16 protein-coding genes and 1 pseudogene are annotated in these 18,628 nt (G+C 69.4%); 10 read left to right on the forward strand and 7 right to left on the reverse strand.

Annotated elements, in window-relative coordinates:
* Positions 1 to 166 precede the first annotated feature (166 nt).
* From D5S19_RS08680 to D5S19_RS08710, 7 genes are read left to right on the forward strand one after another with little or no spacing between them, the layout of a single operon-like run.
* Entirely contained in the window at positions 167 to 1,540 is a 1,374-nt protein-coding gene (locus D5S19_RS08680) for a glutamine synthetase family protein (protein WP_120022798.1), read from the forward strand.
* Positions 1,541 to 1,584: 44 nt separating this feature from the next.
* Positions 1,585 to 2,358, forward strand: coding sequence for an SDR family NAD(P)-dependent oxidoreductase (locus D5S19_RS08685; protein WP_120022800.1), 774 nt, complete (start codon positions 1,585 to 1,587; stop codon positions 2,356 to 2,358).
* A gap of 1 nt (position 2,359) precedes the next feature.
* Positions 2,360 to 3,076, forward strand: coding sequence for a gamma-glutamyl-gamma-aminobutyrate hydrolase family protein (locus D5S19_RS08690; protein WP_120022801.1), 717 nt, complete (start codon positions 2,360 to 2,362; stop codon positions 3,074 to 3,076).
* Positions 3,077 to 3,088: 12 nt separating this feature from the next.
* Positions 3,089 to 4,252 carry a cytochrome P450 gene (locus D5S19_RS08695; RefSeq protein ID WP_120022802.1) on the forward strand — a complete coding sequence of 388 codons (1,164 nt, stop codon included), beginning with the start codon at positions 3,089 to 3,091 and terminating at the stop codon, positions 4,250 to 4,252.
* A gap of 5 nt (positions 4,253 to 4,257) precedes the next feature.
* Complete coding sequence (locus tag D5S19_RS08700) at positions 4,258 to 4,458, forward strand: ferredoxin (RefSeq protein WP_120022804.1); 201 nt, start codon at positions 4,258 to 4,260, stop codon at positions 4,456 to 4,458.
* Positions 4,459 to 4,463: 5 nt separating this feature from the next.
* The gene (locus D5S19_RS08705; RefSeq protein ID WP_120022806.1) at positions 4,464 to 5,633 is read left to right on the forward strand and encodes an NAD(P)/FAD-dependent oxidoreductase; all 1,170 of its coding nucleotides are present in this window, start codon (positions 4,464 to 4,466) and stop codon (positions 5,631 to 5,633) included.
* An 11-nt stretch (positions 5,634 to 5,644) separates the two neighbouring features.
* Positions 5,645 to 7,462 carry a helix-turn-helix domain-containing protein gene (locus tag D5S19_RS08710; protein WP_120022807.1) on the forward strand — a complete coding sequence of 606 codons (1,818 nt, stop codon included), beginning with the start codon at positions 5,645 to 5,647 and terminating at the stop codon, positions 7,460 to 7,462.
* Positions 7,463 to 7,466: 4 nt separating this feature from the next.
* On the opposite strand, the gene D5S19_RS08715 is transcribed toward D5S19_RS08710, so the two are convergent.
* Entirely contained in the window at positions 7,467 to 9,119 is a 1,653-nt protein-coding gene (locus D5S19_RS08715; protein ID WP_158605509.1) for a PucR family transcriptional regulator, read from the reverse strand.
* 59 nt (positions 9,120 to 9,178) lie between these two features.
* Between D5S19_RS08715 and D5S19_RS08720 the strand changes: the two genes are divergently transcribed.
* Positions 9,179 to 10,516 (forward strand): aminotransferase class III-fold pyridoxal phosphate-dependent enzyme, encoded by a 1,338-nt coding sequence (locus D5S19_RS08720; RefSeq protein ID WP_120022814.1) that lies wholly within the window; start codon positions 9,179 to 9,181, stop codon positions 10,514 to 10,516.
* 179 nt (positions 10,517 to 10,695) lie between these two features.
* Here the strand turns inward: D5S19_RS08720 and D5S19_RS08725 are convergent, their stop codons facing one another.
* The 6 genes and pseudogenes from D5S19_RS08725 to D5S19_RS08745 form a co-directional block, all read right to left on the reverse strand.
* Positions 10,696 to 11,883, reverse strand: a complete 1,188-nt coding sequence (locus D5S19_RS08725) for an MFS transporter (RefSeq protein ID WP_120022816.1) — start codon at positions 11,881 to 11,883, stop codon at positions 10,696 to 10,698.
* A gap of 463 nt (positions 11,884 to 12,346) precedes the next feature.
* Positions 12,347 to 13,540 carry a S8 family peptidase gene (locus D5S19_RS08730; protein WP_120022819.1) on the reverse strand — a complete coding sequence of 398 codons (1,194 nt, stop codon included), beginning with the start codon at positions 13,538 to 13,540 and terminating at the stop codon, positions 12,347 to 12,349.
* 61 nt (positions 13,541 to 13,601) lie between these two features.
* The gene (locus tag D5S19_RS08735) at positions 13,602 to 14,066 is read right to left on the reverse strand and encodes a thioredoxin family protein (protein ID WP_120022820.1); all 465 of its coding nucleotides are present in this window, start codon (positions 14,064 to 14,066) and stop codon (positions 13,602 to 13,604) included.
* Positions 14,067 to 14,076: 10 nt separating this feature from the next.
* Positions 14,077 to 14,472, reverse strand: a complete 396-nt coding sequence (locus D5S19_RS32930; protein ID WP_233573782.1) for a rhodanese-like domain-containing protein — start codon at positions 14,470 to 14,472, stop codon at positions 14,077 to 14,079.
* 117 nt (positions 14,473 to 14,589) lie between these two features.
* A pseudogene (locus D5S19_RS32935) lies at positions 14,590 to 15,765 on the reverse strand (purine-cytosine permease family protein); the annotation flags it as partial.
* Positions 15,762 to 16,445, reverse strand: coding sequence for a tRNA-dependent cyclodipeptide synthase (locus D5S19_RS08745; protein WP_120022824.1), 684 nt, complete (start codon positions 16,443 to 16,445; stop codon positions 15,762 to 15,764). The pseudogene D5S19_RS32935 and the gene D5S19_RS08745, both read right to left, overlap by 4 nt.
* A gap of 226 nt (positions 16,446 to 16,671) precedes the next feature.
* Here D5S19_RS08745 and D5S19_RS08750 point away from each other — a divergent pair, with 226 nt between their 5' ends.
* Together D5S19_RS08750 and D5S19_RS08755 are read left to right on the forward strand one after the other, a co-directional pair.
* Positions 16,672 to 17,613, forward strand: coding sequence for a LysR family transcriptional regulator (locus tag D5S19_RS08750; RefSeq protein WP_158605510.1), 942 nt, complete (start codon positions 16,672 to 16,674; stop codon positions 17,611 to 17,613).
* A gap of 17 nt (positions 17,614 to 17,630) precedes the next feature.
* A complete protein-coding gene (locus tag D5S19_RS08755; RefSeq protein WP_120022830.1) occupies positions 17,631 to 18,554 on the forward strand; it encodes a LysR family transcriptional regulator in 924 nt (307 codons plus the stop codon).
* The last annotated feature ends 74 nt before the right edge of the window (positions 18,555 to 18,628 follow it).

Consider the following 18,628-nt stretch of genomic DNA (forward strand, 5'->3'; position numbering starts at 1 on the left):
GTGGAGCGCCCGCTGCGTACGCCGGGCGTACTCGGTCCGGGGGCAGGTATGCCCAGCCGGTGCAGGCTGCACTCCGGTGGCTTCAACCATGTACGTCGTGCACACAGACGGGACCGATCCCGGCCGCTTAGAGTTCAGGGAAACCCGGACTTTGGAGCGAGGAACCATGGCATCCAACGAAGCGGCCACTGACCAGAAATGGCTCAGGGACTTCGTCGCGAAGAACCGGATTCACACGTTCAAGATCGGAACAGTGGATCTCGACGGACTCTGGCGGGGAAAGCGCATATCGAGCGATTACTTCGTCGACAGCGTCGCCGGGAACGGGACATTCATCTGCAATATCCTGTTCGGCTGGGACATGCAGGACGAACCGATCCCGGATCTCGCCTACACCGGGTGGCGGACCGGGTACCCCGACATCAACCTCCGCCCGGACCTCTCCACGCTGAAAGTGGTCCCGTGGGAGCCCGGCACGGCGTCGGTGATCTGCGACATCCACGAGCGCGACGGCAGCCCGATGGAGCTTGCGCCGCGCACGCTGCTCACAACGATGGTCTCGCGCGCGGAATCGCTCGGCTACCAGCCGATCGCCGCGTACGAGTTCGAGTTCTACCTTTTCCGCGGGACTCCGCGCGAACTCGCGACCCGGCACTGGCGCGACCTTGAGCCGCTGTCGGAGGGGCACCACACCTACAGCGTCTACCGCGACACCGGCAACGAGTTCCTGATCGGCGAGGTACGACGGCAGCTCGCCGAGTACGGCATCGTGATCGAGGCCAGCAACAGCGAGCACGGCCCCGGCCAGTTCGAGGTCAACCTCCACTACTCGGACGCCGTCCAGGCCGCCGACCACGCACTGCTGCTGAAGCACGCGGTGAAGGAATTGGCGGTGCGGCACGGGTACACCGCGTCGTTCATGGCGAAGGTCAGGCCGGGCTGGGCCGGTTCGTCGGGGCACGTGCACCAGAGCCTGTGCAGCGAGGACGGGTCGCCCGCGTTCGCGAACACGGCGGACCCGGGCAACCTCAGCGATGTCGGCGGCAACTACCTGGCCGGGCTGGTGGAGCACGCGGCCGAGCTGACCGCGCTGTTCCTGCCGAGTATCAACTCCTACAAGCGGACCGAGGGCGGGGAATGGGCCGGGTCCAGCTCGACCTGGGGCCTGGACAACCGGACGGTCGCGATGCGCGCGATCCCCGGGGCCGGCGCGGCCGCCCGGATCGAGAACCGCATCGCCGGTGCCGACGCGAACCCGTATCTGGTGCTCGCGGCGAATCTCGCCGCCGGGCTCGACGGGATCGAGCAGAAGCTCACTCCACCGGCCCCGGTGGTCGGCAACGCCTACGAACTCGCCGACGGCAAGGCCCCGCGCCTGCCCGAGTCGCTGGCCGACGCCGCCGGTCGGCTGGAGAACAGCGTGTTCGCCCGGAAATTCCTGGGCGATCGCTTCGTCGAGCATTTCGTGGCGACTCGCCGGTGGGAGCTGAAACAGTTCGCCGCCGCGGTCACGGAATGGGAAATCGCTCGCTATCTGTAACACATCTGAGGACGAGTCCGCGGACTCGATGATTGGGGTTTGCCGTGGGTGGTTACGACGGTCGTTGTTCTGCGGTGACGGGCGCCGGTTCGGGTAACGGGCGCGCGATCGCGGAGACCTTGCTCTCCGATGGGGCCCGCGTGGCCCTGCTGGATGTGGTGCCGGGGCCGGTGAAGGAGATCGCGTCGGAGTACCCCGGCGCGGTCGCGGTGACCGTCGACGTCGCGGATCGTGCTTCGGTCCGGGACGCGGTCGCCTCGATCGAGGCGGAGTTCGGCCGGCTCGATCTCCTGGTGAACAACGCGGGCATCGTGCGGTCCAGCAATTTCGCAGACCTGCCGGTGGAAGAATGGGACGAGGTTTTCGCGGTCAATTCGACGGGGCCGTTCCTGATGAGCCAGGCGGCGCTGCCGTTGCTGCGCACGGGTGCGCGGCAACGGGGTGCGGGCGCGACCTCGGCGATCGTGAACATCACCTCGGTCGAGGCGCACATCGTGATTTCGAGCAGCGGTCATCCGCAAGTGCACTACAACGCGTCGAAAGGCGCGCTGCTGCAGCTGACGCGTGCGCTGGCGGTGGAGTGCGCGGCGGATCAGGTCCGGGTGAACGCGGTCGCCCCGGGCTTCATCGAGACGCCGTTCACCAAGAGCGTGCTGGGCAATGCCGAGGTGAAGAACTGGCTGCTGGAGCGCACCCCCCTCGGCCGGGTGGGCCGGCCGGAGGACGTGGCGAACGCCGTGTCCTTTCTGGGCAGCGAAAAGGCCGGCTGGGTGACCGGCTCTACGTTGTTCGTCGACGGCGGCTGGACGGTCTACTGACATGGCACGCCCGCTCATCGCGGTCTCGGCGCCGAGGGAGGAAGTGCCCACGGCGTTCGGGACGATCGACTGCACGAAGCTGACCGCGCACTACACCGACGCCGTCTACGCCGCCGGTGGCCAGCCCGTCGTCTTTCCCGTCACCGCCCCGCCGCCGCCGGACCTCGTGGCCAGAATGGACGGACTGATGCTGACCGGCGGGGGAGACCTCAACCCCGCGCTGTACGGCGAAGCGCCGGAGGAGAGCGTCTACGGGGTCCGGGACGATCGGGATGCCTTCGAAGTGGCCCTATACCAGGAGGCGCTGGCGCTCGGGCTGCCGATTCTCGCCATCTGCCGCGGGCTCCAGCTCGTCAACGTCCTGCGCGGCGGGAGCCTGCTGCAGGAGATCGAAGGCGAGCAGAACCACTGGCAGGAAAACCCTTCCACCGAACCCAGCCACGACATTGCCGTGGCCGCCGGGTCCGCGCTCGCCGAGGTATTCGGCCGGACCGCGCGCGTGAACAGCTACCACCACCAGAGCGTGAAGCAGCTCGGCAACGGACTGCGGGTGGCCGCGACCTGCGGCGACGTGATCGAGGCCGTAGAGGCCACGGACGCGGATCTCGTCGGCGTCCAGTGGCATCCCGAGCACATGGCCGCGACCGACCCGCGGCAGCTCGCGCTCTTCGAGTCGTTCGTGAAGCGAGCGGCCGCCAACCCCCGAACGATGCGGTAGAAGGTGAGACACATGTCCGACAACACCTCAGCGGGTCACGACTTCGACTTCCACGGCCGGTCGCTGGACACGATTTTCGAGACCTACAAGGAACTTCAGGCGAAGTGCCCGGTCGGGCGCAGCGACAAGCACGGTGGCTTCTGGTTCCTGACCAAGAGCGACGACATCTTCGCCGCCGAGCAGGCACCGGACACATTCTCGGTCGCGCCGTCCATGCTCCTGCCGGATTTCGCGACCGACGTGCCGCTCATCCCGATCGACATCGATCCGCCCGAGCACACCGACTACCGCAGGATCCTGCTGCCGCTGTTCACGCCGAAGGTGATCGGGCGGCTCGACGAGGGCATGCACCGCACGGCGCGCGAGCTGGCCGTCGAAGTGGCCGCGCAGGAGGTGGCGGACGCTTCGCACCTGTTCGCCCGGCCGATGCCGACGATCATCTTCAGCCGGCTGGCCGGGTTCCCCGAGCAGGACTGGCCGAAGTTCGACCAGTGGGTCGACGACATCATCTACGAACGCACCGTCGACTACGAACGCGCCCGCCAGGCCGCCGACGAGGTCTTCGCCTACTTCGACGCCCTGCTCAAGTCGCGTACCGACGATGCGGGCAGCGACGACCTGATCTACTACCTGCTCACGGCGGAGATCAAGGGCCGCAAGCTCACCCACGAGGAGCTGCTGTCCTACTGCTACCTGCTGTTCGTCGCCGGTCTGGACACGACCGCGTGGGCGATTCGCTCCAGCCTCTGGTACCTCGCGCAGAACCCCAAGGCGCAGGCCCGATTGCGGGAGAATCCGGACGAGATCCCCGCGGCCGCCGAAGAGTTCCTCCGCACCCTGTCACCGGTGCAGGCGATGGCCCGCACCTGCCTGAAGGACACCGAGGTGCGGGGCCAGGAGATCAAGGAGGGGGACCGAGTGGTGCTGGTGTTCGGGGCGGGCAACCGCGACCCCGAGGCCTACGAGCAGCCCGACGACATCATCCTCGATCGGCAGAACAACCGGCACCTCGCCTTCGGCGGCGGCATCCACCGGTGCCTCGGGTCCAACCTCGGCCGGCAGGAACTGGTCGTCGCGCTGGAGGAATTCCTGGCTGTCGTGCCCGAATTCTCGCTTGCGGACCCGTCCGAGCCGTGGCACGGGGTCGGTTCCCTCACGCTGAAGATCGGACGGTGAGCCCGATGCCGCACGTGCGGGTCGATCCCGGCAAATGCCAGGGCCACGCCCGGTGCCTGGTCTTCGCGCCGGAGATCTTCGACCTCGACGACGAGGGCTATTCCTTCGTCCCCGAGGAGCACCGCCACCGGGAGCAGATGACCGAGGACCTCCGGCTCGCGGTGGCGAACTGCCCGGAACGAGCGATCGTCGTGAAAGAAGACTGATCATTGTGGACACTTCGGTGCGCGTGCTCGTCGTCGGTGCCTCGGTCGCGGCCGGTGCGCTGATCGGGCAGTTGCGCGCGGACGGTTTCGCGGGCCGGGTCCTGGTGGTGGACCAGGACCCGGACGCGCCCTACGACCGTCCCCCGCTGTCGAAGGAATTCCTGGGCGGCGAGACGCCCCGGCCGGAAGCGCCATGGTGGGACGAACGGTGCGAGCTGATCCGCGGCCGCGCGACCTCCTTGGACGTCACCTCCGCCGCCGTGAAAGTCGACCTCGCCGACGGGCCTGCCGGCACGATCGGCGCGGACCACATCGTCCTCGCGACCGGATCGGCGCCGATCCGGCTGCCGGACGAGCCGGACGGCGTGGCCCAGCTGCGCACGGCGGCCGACGCGCGCCGGATCCGGGACTTCGCCGCGCCGGGCCGCCGCGTGCTCATCCTCGGCGCGGGGACGATCGGCACCGAACTCGCGTCCAGCCTGGCCGGGGCGGGGTGCGACGTGGCGATCGTCGATCAGGCGGACCGCCCGCTCGACCGGTTCCTGGGTGGTCACCTCGGCGATGTGGCGGCCGAATGGATCCGCGCGGCCGGTGTCGAGTTGCGCCTCGGGTGCCGGGTCGCGCGGATCTCCCGGGCGGGGGAGCGCTGGACGGTGTCCACGAGCGCTGGTGATCTGTCCGGCGATCTGGTCGTCAGCGCGATCGGCGCCCGGCCCGCGACCGGGTGGCTGGCCGGTTCCGGTCTGGACGTCACGAACGGTGTCCGCTGCGATGCGCACGGCGCAGCCCTGGACGCATCCGGCGCAATCATCGGTACGGTGCAGGCAATCGGCGACGTGGCAGCGTGGTGCGAGCCGGGTACCGGCCCGCAGCGCTACGAGGACTGGACGACCGCCCAGCGCCAGGGACGGCACGTGGCGAAGCGGCTGATGGGAGGCACGGATCCGGCCGACTTCGGGCTTCCGTACTTCTGGACCCACCAGTTCGGCCGCCGGATCCAGGTCCTCGGCCATCCGAAGCGAGACGGCGACCTGGTGCAGCACACCGGCAACCCGGCCCGTAACGCCGCGTACTTCACCGTGCGCGCGGGCGGCGCGGACGTCGCGTGTGTTGCCATCAACTCGCCCAGGGAGTTTGCTGGTGCCATGCGCACGTCACTTCGGGAATCCGGCTGAGCGGCCGGAAGATGGCTGCCGAGCCCGCCGAACGCCGGGGATTCCAGGCTCAGCTGGAGCAGATGACCCAGCAGCTGCTCGCGGTCGAGCGCCGGGCCAAGACCCTCGCCGAGCTGAACCGGCTGCTGTCCCAGGGCCAGGATCCGATCGCGCTCGCCCAGCGGGCGGTGGACCTGGTGATGCGCGCGACCGGGGCGTCCGGGACCTTCGCGTATCTGTGGGATCCCGACACCGAACGGCTCGTGCTGCGCGTGGCCACGACCGGAACGCAGGCCTCGCACGTCGGGCGGATCCGACTGCGCCTGGGCGAGGGCGTCACCGGCTGGTCGGGGCTGATGAAGCAGACGGTGGTCATCAGCGACGACATCCTCGCGGACCCGCGCTTCGCGCGATTCCCCGTGCTGGAAGAGGAACAGTTCCGGTCGATGGTGGCCGTTCCGATCGTCGTGCCCGGCGGTGACCTGCTGGGCGTGTTCAGCCTCTACAGCGAGCAGCCCGGCGCCTTCGACAAGAACGACGTGGACCTGGCGACGGAGGTGGGCGGGCTCCTGGCCAGCGGCCTCGTCCACGCGCAGACCCTGGACGACCTCCACCGGCAATCGGCGGCGGCGAGGATGCTCACGGCGTTGCCCGCCGACGCCACCAGTTCGCCGCAGCGGTGCGTGGACGTGCTGGCCGAGTCGATCCGTGAGCAGGCCGGCGCCGCCGTGTGCGTCCTGGAGCTGGCCGACCGGGGCGTTGCGGACAGCCACGTCCGGCCGGGGGTGGCGTGCGCCGATGGGGTGCCGGACCCGGTCGCTGCGGCGTCGCGGTCGGTGCGCTCGCGTGCCGACCTGCAGAACCTGATCCCGCGGTTCGCCGCCGGGATGGAGAAGTTCGCCACGCCGTTCGGCGGGCTGTTCCCGCTCGGCGCGATCACCTGCTTCCGGACCCGGGCCTTCACCAAGGCCGACATCAGCATCATGGAAGCCCTGGCGGCCCAGGCCGCGGCGCTGATCGCCTCGGTCGGCAGCCCGGTGATGACCATTCCGCTGGCGGGCCGGCTGGCCGCCGCGCCCTCGCCGGACGGAGCCGAGCGCATCCTGCGTGATCTCGGCTGGTGGGGCGGGCCGGCCCAGCCGGTGCTGGTGCGCCTGCGTGCCGCGAATTTCGCGGCACCGTCGGCCTTCGACCGGGTCGTCGACGCGGTGCGGCAGCTGGCGAACATGCTCGACGGCGCGGTGCTCGTGCCTTCGGCGCCGTTGCTTTCGGTGCTCGTCCGGTACCAGCCGGACCAGTGGAAGAGCTTCGAACCGGCACTGCACGCCACGGTCCGGCAGCTCCGGTCCGCGCTCGGTGGGGGAGTGTCGGCCGGAATCGGGCCGCTCGCCGGCGACGCGCGGCAGCTGGCCCCGGCCCTGGACGGGGCCGAATCGGCGCTGGGCTGGGCGGACCTGCTCGGCGAGTCCGCGCCGGTCGTGCATCACCAGGACGTCGCGCACCTGCGTCTGCTGCCGCGGGTCGCGTTGGAGATCGGCGAGCAGCTGCGGGAGGTTTCGACCAGATTCAACGAGGTCATCCGCTACGACCTGCGGCACGGCACCGCGCTGGCGGCGACGCTCGACACGTACCTGTCCCGGCGCTGCTCGGCGACCGAGACCGCCGGCGACCTGTTCATCCACCGCAACACGCTGCGGCAGCGGCTGGGCCGGATCGAGGAACTCACCGGGCGGCCGGTGGAGCAGTTCGGCGACTGGGCGGTGGCCTCGCTCGCCGCGCGGCTGGCGCTCGCAGCCGAACCTCAGGTGAGTTCTTCCGCCCAGCTCCGCAACACCGCCGCGGAAGCGTGATTTCTCAGGTGCGGGCGAAGACGTCGAGGGCGTGAATCGCGAATTGGAGGGAAAGCGCGGTCCGTGGTTCTTCTATATCGGCCTTGAGAATGCGGCGGATGCGTTCGAGCCGGTCGTAGAGCGACGGACGGCTCAGGTGCAGCTGCCGCGCCGTCTCGGCCTTGTTCCGCCCGTGGTCGAGATAGGTCCGGAGCGTGACCAGAAGGAGGTCCCGCTCGGCGGGCGCCAAGCGCAGCAGCGGCGCCAATTGCCGGTCGGTGTAGTTCTGTAGCCGTGGGTCTTCGTGCAGCAGGCGGAGAAAGCCGTGGATTTGCACGTCTTCCAGACGATAGTAGGGCTGTGGGTCGGCGGTTCGGCTCGCAGCCACCACGTCGGCGGCTTCGTGGCAGGACCGGCGAATTCCGTCGATGGCCTGGATCGTCGAGCCGAACCCGAGGACGGGAGGCTCTGTTTCGCCGGCGAACCGGCGCTCGCGAACGCGATCGGCGAGCTTCGCGAAGACCGCTTCGAGCGCGTTCTCGGTCGGTCCGTGCACGATCAGCCGCAGCTGCCCAGGGCCGGCCAGTCCGGCGAGGACCGGCAACCCGTGATCACGGACGATGCGGTTGATCCACGCCAGGCTTTCCCTGAGCCGCGCGGCCGAGACTTTGCCCTTGCCCGCGGCGAGACCGGGCAAACGCAGGCCGCCACCGGCGAGAACCTGTCCGTTGAGCGGAAAACCCTGTGCGCGGCACCGCATCAACGCGTCTTCTTCGGTGGCGTACTGCTGCTCGAACAGGATGTCGACGAGGGTTTCCCTGGTCTGCCATTCGAGCATCTGGTGGTCGGCGTCGAGCAGGCGCTGGAGCGCGAGGGCGTCGGCCGTCCGGTCGGCGGTGAGGCGTTCGGCCGTGGTCGGCGTGTGCCCGAGGGGAATGACGAGCCGTCCCCACTGCTCGTCGGGGGTGCCCACGGGGACGACGAGGGTGCCGGTCTCGTCGTCGTAGGCGGCCTGGTCGACGTTCGGGCGGCGCAGGGAGTGCTCGCGCCAGTCGGCCATGACCGGCGCCGGCGAATCATCGGCCCGCGCGAACGCGACGAGGCGGTGGGCCAGGTCTTCCAGATAGACCTCGCGGTGCAGCACCGAGCGGGCGAGCTGCAGGATCTCGCCCGTCGACGGTCCGGTGAGGCCGAGCTTGGTGAACGCGGCGTGCATCGTGGCGATGCGTTCCAGCTCGTGCGTGTGGCGTTGGAGGATGCTGCGGTGGACGCTGTGGATGATCTCGACGAACCTGGTCTGCCGCCGGAACACGGCCAGCGCCAGGCCCGTTTCCTCGGCGCGCTCCACAACTTCGGCGGGGAACCGCTCGAAATAGCGGCCGAGTTCCAGGAAGAGGCCCGATGCGCCGCGTTCGGTGAGAGTCTCCAGCACCGGCAGCCACTCCTCGGGGTGATTCTGCAGGCCCATCCCGCTGGTCAGCACCAGGTCGCCCGCGTCGATGAAGCGGGCCAGATCCGGCTGCTCGCACACGTGCACCCAGCGCACCGGCCGGTCCGCCCAGCGTTCGCCGACCAGTAGGCGGGGATCGCCGGCCAGGACCGGCGGGAGGGTGAGGATCTCCCGCACGGTGGGGAGCAGGCGCCCCTGGTCCATGGCTACGGATGTGTAATCCGACACGCGGAAATCATACATTTTCGTACCGGTCGAGAACCAGCTGGCGGGCCTAGAGTTCGTCCATGGAGTCCAGGAGTGCGCTGCTCAAGCAGCGGGTCGACGGCCACTACCCGACCGTGACACACGGGAAGGGCGTGTTCTTGTTCGACAGCGCCGGCAAGCGCTATCTCGACGGTTCATCGGGCGCGATGACCGCGAGCCTCGGCCACGGCGTCGAGGAGATCGCCGACGCCATCAGCGACCAGCTTTCGCGGGTCGCCTTCACGTATCGGACCCAGTTCACGAACCAGCCCGCCGAGGATCTCGCGCGGCGGCTCACGGATCTCGCGCCCGGGGATCTCACCACGGCCTTCTTCGTCAACAGCGGTTCCGAGGGAACGGAATTCGCGATGCGGGCCGCCGTCGCGCATTGGCGGGAGCAGGGGCGGACCGAGAAGGTGAAAATCCTCGGCCGGCACATCAGCTATCACGGCATGACGCTCGGCGCCCTGTCCATGTCGGGCCATGCCGCCCGTCGTCCGGACTACGGTTCGCTGCTGCATCCGTTCCCGGTCGGGCCGCCCGCCTACGCGTTTCGCTACGCCCGCCCTGGGGAGAGCGAGGAAGACTATGCCGCGCGGTCCGTCGCGGAATTCGAAGCGGCAGTCGTCGCCGCCGACCCCGCGACAGTTGCCGCCGTCATCGTCGAACCGATCGTCGGCGCCGCCGGTGGAGCTCTCGTGCCTCCTGCGGGATATCTCCGGCGCCTGCGCGCGATGTGCGATCGTCTCGACGTTCTGCTGATCATGGACGAGGTGATCACTGGCATCGGGCGCACCGGCGAATGGTTCGCGAGTGGTGAGGAGAAGGTCATCCCCGATCTCCTGGTGACCGGCAAAGGCCTCAGCGCCGGCTACGCCCCCATCGGCGCGGTGCTGCTGCGTGACCGTCTCGTCCAGACCATCCGGCACGGCAGCGGAATCGCGCCTTTCGGCCACACTTTCTCCGGAAATCCCCTCGGCGCGGCCACTTGTCTCGCCGTGCTGGACTACCTGACGGACCACGAGATTCTCGCCAACGTCCGGCAGCGCGGCGACCAGCTCGAAACCGGCCTGCGAAAGATGGCCGCGAGATTCCCTTTCCTGGCCGATGTGCGCGGCCGGGGCCTGCTGTGGGGATTCGAGTTCGTCCTGGATCCGGAGACCCGCGCTGCCCCGGCCGCCGGGGACAATGTCTCGGCGCGGTTCGTGGAGGAGTGCTTCGACCAGGGATTGATCGTTTACCCGGCGGGGATTGCGCCGCTGAACAATGCAGTGGTCGTTTCGCCGCCGTTGACCATTGCGGCGGGTGAGGTCGAGGTACTGCTCGAACTGCTGGAGGCGGCGTTGGAGAGGATGGAGAGCGAGGTGTTTTCAGTATAGGGCGGTTGCTCCCGGGGCTGCGGTTGGCCGATCAGCTGTGAAGGGACCCTTCACGGACTCTGAGTCCGTGAAGGGTCCCTTCACAGCCTTTGCGGGGTCGCATGCGGGCTGAGATGCTCGACGTGGTCGTCACGACGAGAGGATTCGTCGACGGCGGCAGGCTACATACCCGGAAGCCGTCACGCATCCGGCGACGTTCCTCCCGGCATGACCCGTCCGGCGAGCATGATCGGCACCGTCATCAGCGCGATGGCCGTCCAAGGCAGTGCGCCGGGAGCGGTGTCGAGCAGGATTCCGCCGGAGAGGGCTCCGCCGGCGACGGCGGCGTTCCAGCTTGCGATGGTCAGGGATTGCGCGGTGTCGGCGCGGCGACCGGCCAGCCGTGCGGTGATTGCCTGGAAGGACGTCGGCGCGCCGCCGAAAGCCAGTCCCCACAACGTGCTTGCGGCGAGGAGTGGGACGGTTTCCCGGCCACCGACGGTCAGGACGAGCAGGCAGGAGGCGGCGGTCGCGGCACACAACAGGAGGACGGCGCGGGGGTGCCGGTCGAGGGTGAGCCCGACCAGCCACAGACCGGCGACGGTGGCGGCGCCGAACAGGAGGAGGCCGGTGCTCAGGAGCCCGGCGTGTCCGTGGTCGGCGTAGAACGGGCCTAGGTAGGTGTAGAAAATGTTGTGTGCCAAGGAGAATGCGACCACGAGGAGGAGCAGTGGGCGGAGGCCCGGGGTACGCAGCACGGTGCGGAGCGGCGTCCGTGTGCCGGGTTCCTCGCCGGGCAGGGGTGGGACGACCGTGGTTATCCACCACAGGAGCGGCAGCGCGGTGAGTGCCATCCCGGCGAAAACCCAGCGCCAGCCGACGAGTTCCCCGAGCGCGGATCCGATGGGTACGCCGAGCGCGAAACCCACGGGCGTACCGGCCATAGCGATGGCGAGCGCACGGCCGGACCGTTCCGCTGGGACGAGCCGCATCGCGTAGTTCGCGACGAGCGACCACAGGATTCCCGTCAGGGCACCGGAAACGACCCGCGCCACGAGCACGAGCGCGAACCACGGCGACAGCGCGACGACCAGATTGGTCACCACGAACCCGCCGACCAGCACGAGCAACAGCTTCCGCCGCGGCATCCTGGCCGACATCGTGGTGAGGGGGAGCGCGGTCACGGCGGTCGTGATCGCGTACACGGTTACGAGCTGACCGGCCGCGGCGGGCGAAACGCCGAGGTCGGCGGCGGCCGGAAGCAGGATCCCGGCCGGGACGACCTCGGTCAGGCAGCCGAGGAACACCGCGGTGGCCAGCGCGAGAAGCGCCGGTAGGACCCGCGGCGGGAGCCCGCGGGTACGGCCGGGTGGCGTTGTGACGTCCATGGTCGAGTCTCCACAGTCGTGGCGGCCGGGGTGGGTCGGGAGTGACCCGGTGGTTCGCTCGGGGGCAGCAGGGGTGTTGCCCGTGTGTGGTGGGGGAGTCGGGGCCGCCACAACCACCTGGCTGCGGGCGGGCCGTAAGGTTGCGCCTTGGACCGCTGGCCGCGTAGTCGGTGTGGCGACCGGGACAGGTCGGGAGCGACCGTGTCGGTTCACCGTGCGTGCAGCGAGCATGCCCCCCCACCACCGATGCGCGGGAGGTGTCGTGGCCAGGGGACCGGCAATGGCCGCACCGACCCCGGCAGCTCACCAGGTGTCCAGCGAGCCACACAGCAGCCTCGAACCGCGGGGACGCAGCAGCAACTCCACTCCAAACCCCGGCGTCACCAATCCCGCCAGGCCACCCCGCCCACAGCAGATGCGGCGGCCAGACACCCGGCCGCCGCACCAAAACCGGCCGCACCGACTACGCGGTGTGCAGCAGGAGGTTGTGCGATCCCTCGCCCGCGTCCGCGATCTTGTCCTTCGTCGCGGCCGAGGTCAGGGCGGTGGTCAGGGCCTGGGGGGTGGCGTCGGGGTGGGTGGACAGGTACATCGCGGCGACGCCGGCGGCTTCAGCGGATGCGATGGACGTGCCGGAGACGGTGGTGGAGGCCGTGTCGTTGCTGCTGTCGGCCGTGTGGATGTCCTTGCCGGGGGCGTAGAGGTCCACGCAGCTGCCGAAGTTCGACGACGGTACCCGGTGGTCCGCGTCGTCCGTGGCGCCGACGGTGATGCCGGTCGTCTGCCTCGCCGGGGTGGTGTCGCAGGCGTTGACGCCGGCGTTGCCTGCGGCCGTCGTGTACGCCAGGCCAGACTGGGTCATCTTGTACAGCTGGATGTCGACGACCGAACCGCCCGGACCGGCGAAGCTGAGGTTCAGCAGGGCCGGGCGCTGGGCGTGGACGTTCACCCAGTCCAGGGCAGTGAGAATGTGCTCGGTGGTGCCTTTGCCGTCACAGCCGAGCGTCCGCACCGATTCGATCGACGCTTCCTTCGCGACGCCGTACTGGTTGCCCGCGATGGCCGAGGCGACGCGGGTGCCGTGGCCGTTGCAGTCTTCGCCGCCGGGGGTCGCGTCGGGGTCGACGGCATCGAAGGCCGCGTGTGCGCGTCCGCCGAAGTCTTCGTGGCTCGTGCGTACGCCGGTGTCGAGGACGTAAACGTGCACGTTCGATGCCGTGTTCGGGTAGGCGTAGCTGTGATCGAGTGGGAGATCGGCCTGGTCGATCCGGTCCTGTCCCCACGACGGCGGGTCCGCCTGGGTCCCGGCCGTGGTGTAGACCTGGTTGGCCCCGATGGTGCTGACCGCCGCGTCGGTGAGGTACTTCGTGCGCTGTTCTTGCGTCAGTGAAACGGAAAACGCCTGGGACACGGAGTAGTAGACACGGCGCAGCGTGCCGCCGTACTTGGCGATCATCGCGTTCGCGACGTCGGTGACCTTGGCCTTGTCCGCGGCCATCGGCTTGAGCCGCACGATGTACACCGCGGCCTCGCCCGGCTGCCGCGCGACGGACGGAGGGGGAGCAGGGGTGGCGGCGGAGGCGGGCACCGTCGGCAGGATTCCGGCCGCGGTGGCGAGAAGAGCCACCAGGATGGCGGATTTCGGCTGGTGTTTCATGGCAGATCCTTCGAGAGGGGAAAGCCGCCGGGGCACGCGGCCCCGGCGGCGATCGGTCGCGTCAGAGGTTGTTCAGCCAGGTACGCAGGTCCTCGGCACCGCTTTCGCCGTCGTCGAAGCCGACGACGCGGCTGCCCTTCTCCTGCCCCTTGTCGATGTTCACCAGCGTGGGGATGTACTCGACACTGTACTTGTCCGCGATGTCCTTGTTCTGCCCCTGTTCGCTCATGTCGACCTTCGCCCAGATCCACTTGTCCTTGTCGTCGGCGTGGTACTTCTCCAGGTACGGAGCCATCTTCTGGCAGGGCCCGCACCAGGAGGCGAAGAAGTCGAGCACCACGTGCTTGGTCTTGGACATCTCCATGACCTGGTCGTAGTTCGCCGAGGTCACGTCGATGACGCTGCCCTCCTGCGGCGCGACCGAGGACGGCGCCTGGGTGGCGAGCGCCGGGGTGACCGCCACGCCGCCGAGCAGTCCCGCCGCCATCGCGACCGCGGCCGCCGCCGAGCGAATCCTGGTTCCCATTCTCTCTCCTTTACTCGGTGTGGTTGACCGGAACCGACGCGGGGGGCGCCGGGTGCTGGTGGCCGGACTCGGTGGCGTGCCCGGCGGCCACCCAGTCCTCGATCCCCTCGCGGTACTTCCGGACGTCGGTGTAACCGAGTTCGATCAGCCGGGCGCCGACGAACTCGCTGTTGCGGCACGGGGTGTTGGCGCAGTAGACGACGATCGTGGCGGCCTTGTCCGGGACCACGGCCGGCGCGTGCTCGTCGGTGAATTCCGCCGCGCGTTCGTAGGGGAAGCCCGGGATGTTGCGGGCGCCGGGCAGGTGTTCGCGCGCGTAGTAGTCGACCGGCATCGTGTCGACCACGACGACCGTGCCCTCGTCCATCGCGCGTTTGAGTTCTTCGCGGCCGATCAGCGGCACCATGTCCGTTCCTTCCGGAGTCCGGCGGCGGGCCCGCAGGAGCAGGCACGCCGCGAGGTAGCTGGCGAACGCCACGACCACCGAATTGATCGTGGGAATCCCGAAATCGAGGAAGTGCCCGCACGCCGAGCCGAGCCCCCAGCTGACCAGCGCGGCCGGGGCCCAGTCGCGTTGCCGTCCGGGCACTTGACGGCCGGCGCGCAGTGCGTCGAAGGCCGGACGGCAGGTGCGGATGACGAAGTACTCCGCGATGAGCACCCCGGCGACCGGCGGTGTGAGCACGCCGACGGCGGTGAGGAAACCCTCGAAGTCGTCGGCGATGCCGAGCGCGGACGCGGCGGTGCCGAGCGCGCCGAGCAGCAGCACGACCCGCACCCGGCTGACCTTCCGGCCGAACAGCACGTCGACGACGTTGACCAGGCCCAGCGACGAGGAGTACAGGTTCCAGTCGTTGATCTTGAGGATCGCGGTGGCCAGCACCAGTGTGCCCAGCACGCCCGACGAGGAGGTGATGATGCCAACGATGTCGGAAGTCGCCGTGGCGTGCGCGAGCAGAACGCCGATCAGCCCGATCAGGTATTCGCCGAGCGTCACGCTGATCAGCGTCTGCTTGACGACGTCGCCGGTCGTGCGGTTGAACCGGGTCATGTCCGGGGTCATCAGCGCGCCGAGGATGAACGCCCCGGACACGAGCGTGGTCGCCGCGCCGAGGGACAGCGGCGGGCCCGGCGGCGGTGTGGACACCAGGTCGCCGAGTTCGTGGCTGCTCAGCGTGTCGATCACGGAATACCCGGCCAGCACAAGGAAAGCGGGCACGGTCAGGTAGGCCGTCCAGGCCATGAGCCGGAAGCCGTAGACGGTGATCACGGTGATCACGACGCCGCCCAGCACCGCCCACACCCACTCCGGCACACCGCCGCCGAGGGCGTGCATGCCGTGCGCGAAGACGCCGTTCTGCACGCCGAACCAGCCCGCGAGACTCACCGCCACCAGCAGGCCGACGAGCGCGGAGCCCTTGCGGCCGAAGCCCGCCCAGCGCGCGAGCACCGAGGTCGACAGGCCTTCGCGTACCCCGGCGATGCCGAGCAGCACGGTGATCACTTCCAGCAGCACCGAACCGATCGTGATGGCCAGGACCGCCTGCCAGAACGGCATGCCGTAGCCGAGCAGGGCACCGACGATGAACTGCTGGAAGGAGGAGACCTGGCCGAACCGCTGGATCGCGACCGACGGCCAGGACCGGCGGGCGGTTTCGGGGACCCGGGTCAGGGAATAATCGTCGTGGCGATCGGTCATGGCCCGGTCACTTCCAGCGCGCTTTCCCGCACCACGAGAAAGCCCTGGCCAGGATCGGGCCGGAGGGCGAATTCGCCGTCGAAGAACTTCTCCAGAAACGGCACCCGCTGGTGGTAGGCGAACATCGAGCGGGAGTTCCCGGTGATCGCCCCGGAGGCGGCGAACAACGGCAGTTCGGCGAGAAAGTACCGGACCGCGAGCCGCAGTGCGTCGTCGCCGGGCGGATTTCCGACTTTGTTCTGCAGAACCCAGGTGGACGCGCCGTAACAGGCGGACCGGAAAGCGACGTCGGTATCGAAGAGCCGCTCCGCTTCCCGGGCGACGCGGCGGTAGGCGGGCAGCTCCCGCAACCGTGTCATGCCGAGGATCCGGCTCGCCGGATCGGGCACGCCGGCGGCGGTCAGCGCGGCGGCGATCTTGTTGTGCACGTGGCAGGACTGACGATGGGCCTTCTGTCTCGCCCGTGCGGGCGGATAGCCCAGCGCTTCGAGTGTGTAGGCCGTGACGTCGTCGGGGACGAAGAAGTGGAAGTCGGCGAAGTGCTCCACGGTCCACTCGGCGAGCCGGATCAGCCGCTCGGCGGTGAAATACCCGTTGAACGGGCTCACGCCGATGCAGACGTGCGGCACGCCGGGAAATAGCCGGGCACAGCCGGACGACAGCGGAGTCGCGTCGAACATGAAAGCGCCCCTTTCTGGGGTCTCGCTTCGGTGATTTCCGCCGACGGTGGTGCAGTGGTGGCATCACTGTGCCCAGGGGCCGCGGAGGCCGGTAATGCCAGTGGGTTATGCCGTGGCACGGGAACCGGGCGCACCGGGGACTGCGAGTCTTTACTACTTTGGTCGGGTGCCTGTCCCACTTTCGTCCGGTGCAGGTACGCCCGGAATTGCCTTACCGTGCATGATCATGGAGCTGGAACTGAAGCATCTGCGCCACCTCCAGGTGATCGCCAGGGCCGGCAGCCTCAACCGCGCGGCCGCCGAACTGGTGCTGCCGCAGCCCGCGCTCAGCCGTGAGCTGCGCAGGATCGAGGAGTCGCTGGGCCGGTCGCTGTTCGACCGGGATCGCACCGGTGTCCGTGTCACGCCGTTCGGGCGGCTGATCCTCGACTACGCGGACGGCATCCTCGCGCGCACGGCCCGCATCGGCGCGGATCTCTCGCACCTGCGCGCTCAGCGGGACGGCGCCCTGCGCGTCGGCTGGTCGGAAACCACGCTGTCTGGCCATTTGCTGGACGCGCTGGAGGTCACCGGCTTCGGCGACCGGGCCGAGATCCGGACCGCGGGCTCCACCTCCGAGATGCTCTGCTGGTTCGGCCGCGGGGAACTCGACCTCGCGGTGCTGTCCGAGCAGTGCCCGGTGCCGCTGCCGGCCAACACCGGCCGGATCGACCTCGCCGACGAGCCGCTGTCGGTGATGCTGCCGCAGTGGCATCCGCTCGCCGCGCGGCCCTCGGTGCGTTTCGCCGAGCTGGAACACGAGCGCTGGATCTCCTCGACCGGGCCCGATCGCTGCCGCGAGTTCCTCGCCAGGGTGTGCGGCCCGTTCGGCTTCTCGCCGGTGATCGCCCACCATGTGCCGGTCTCCGGCCCGCGTGACGAAATCGTTCGCCACCAAGGCGACATCACGCTCATCCAGTCGACGCGTCCGCTCGCGCCGGGCGTCGTGCACCGGCCCCTCCCGGAGCTGCTGGTCCGGACCAGTCACTTCCTGCTCTACCGCGAGGACAGCCGCATCGCCCCCGGCGTCGAGCGGCTGGCCGAGGTGATCGGCGAGGCCTACCGGCCGCGTGGCGGCAAGCGCGTGTCCGGGGAAAGCCGGCCGCGGCTGGCCGCCCGGACGAGCTGACGGCCACCGGGTCCACAGTGGACATCGAGCTGCGGCAGCTGCGGATCCTCGTCGCGGTCGCCGATGCCGGGAGCGTGCCCGCGGCCGCGGCCGCGCTCGGCATCACCCCGGCGACGCTGCGGCAGCGGATTCACCGGCTGGAACGGACGATCGGCTCCGTGCTGCTGACCGACGGCACGGCCGGGAACCTGTTCACCGAGACCGGCGAGCGGCTGCTGGAACACGCCGCGGTCGCGGTGCCGCAGTTCGACCGGATGCTCGCCGCGGCGCAGGCGAGCGTCGAATCGGCACCGGACCTGATCCGGATCGGCGCGGTCGCCACCCCGGTGCTGCCCCGGCTGGTGCGGGAGGTCCATGCCCGCAAACCCGGCGCCGACCTGTCCGTGCGGGTCGCCGAACCGGGTACCGAGCTGGTCGAGGCACTGCTGCGTGACGAGCTGGATCTGCTGGTGTTGCGCCAGAACGGTGCGGGCGGCCCCGTCGTGCCGGGTACCTTCGCCTCGGCACCGGTGGCCACCGAGCCGCTGGTCGTCGGTATTCCGCCGGGGCACGCGCTCGGCGTGCCCGACTCGCTCACGCCTTCGATGCTCTCCGGGCACCGATGCGTCCTGCTCGACCAGATCGTGCAGCCGATGACGAGGACCGTGCTCGCCGCCTTCTCCGACGCCGGCGCCGACCCGCGATTCTGTTACGCGGACCGCGAATGGGCGGCGCTGAGCCTGGGCCACGGCGCCGGGATCCTCACCGTGACGCCGCCGCCGACCGCGCCTGTCCGCGGCACTGCCTACCGTCCGCTGCGCTGCCCGGCGACGATCTCGACGCTGGTCCTCGCCTGGTCTCCCGAAGGTCCGCTCGCCGGCTGCGTGCCCTCCGTGCGAGAGGCGGCAGCGCAGGCCCACGCCGCTCTTCTGTCCGCCCTCGTCAACGGAAACCACGATTGAAGGGTTCCTTGACCGATCAGGTGGCGCTGTGAAGGGTCCCTTCACGGACTCTGAGTCCGTGAAGGGCCCCCACG

This window comes from Amycolatopsis panacis (genome assembly GCF_003600245.1).
Taxonomy (GTDB): domain Bacteria; phylum Actinomycetota; class Actinomycetes; order Mycobacteriales; family Pseudonocardiaceae; genus Amycolatopsis; species Amycolatopsis sulphurea.

Coding starts and splice junctions, on each gene's coding strand:
- D5S19_RS08720 (WP_120022814.1), top strand. CDS start 9,179: ATGGAGTCCAGGAGTGCGCTGCTCAAGCAGCGGGTCGACGGCCACTAC.
- D5S19_RS08725 (WP_120022816.1), bottom strand. CDS start 11,883: ATGGACGTCACAACGCCACCCGGCCGTACCCGCGGGCTCCCGCCGCGG.
- D5S19_RS08735 (WP_120022820.1), bottom strand. CDS start 14,066: ATGGGAACCAGGATTCGCTCGGCGGCGGCCGCGGTCGCGATGGCGGCG.
- D5S19_RS08680 (WP_120022798.1), top strand. CDS start 167: ATGGCATCCAACGAAGCGGCCACTGACCAGAAATGGCTCAGGGACTTC.
- D5S19_RS08730 (WP_120022819.1), bottom strand. CDS start 13,540: ATGAAACACCAGCCGAAATCCGCCATCCTGGTGGCTCTTCTCGCCACC.
- D5S19_RS08690 (WP_120022801.1), top strand. CDS start 2,360: ATGGCACGCCCGCTCATCGCGGTCTCGGCGCCGAGGGAGGAAGTGCCC.
- D5S19_RS08700 (WP_120022804.1), top strand. CDS start 4,258: ATGCCGCACGTGCGGGTCGATCCCGGCAAATGCCAGGGCCACGCCCGG.
- D5S19_RS08710 (WP_120022807.1), top strand. CDS start 5,645: ATGGCTGCCGAGCCCGCCGAACGCCGGGGATTCCAGGCTCAGCTGGAG.
- D5S19_RS08750 (WP_158605510.1), top strand. CDS start 16,672: ATGGAGCTGGAACTGAAGCATCTGCGCCACCTCCAGGTGATCGCCAGG.
- D5S19_RS08695 (WP_120022802.1), top strand. CDS start 3,089: ATGTCCGACAACACCTCAGCGGGTCACGACTTCGACTTCCACGGCCGG.
- D5S19_RS08745 (WP_120022824.1), bottom strand. CDS start 16,445: ATGTTCGACGCGACTCCGCTGTCGTCCGGCTGTGCCCGGCTATTTCCC.
- D5S19_RS32930 (WP_233573782.1), bottom strand. CDS start 14,472: ATGGTGCCGCTGATCGGCCGCGAAGAACTCAAACGCGCGATGGACGAG.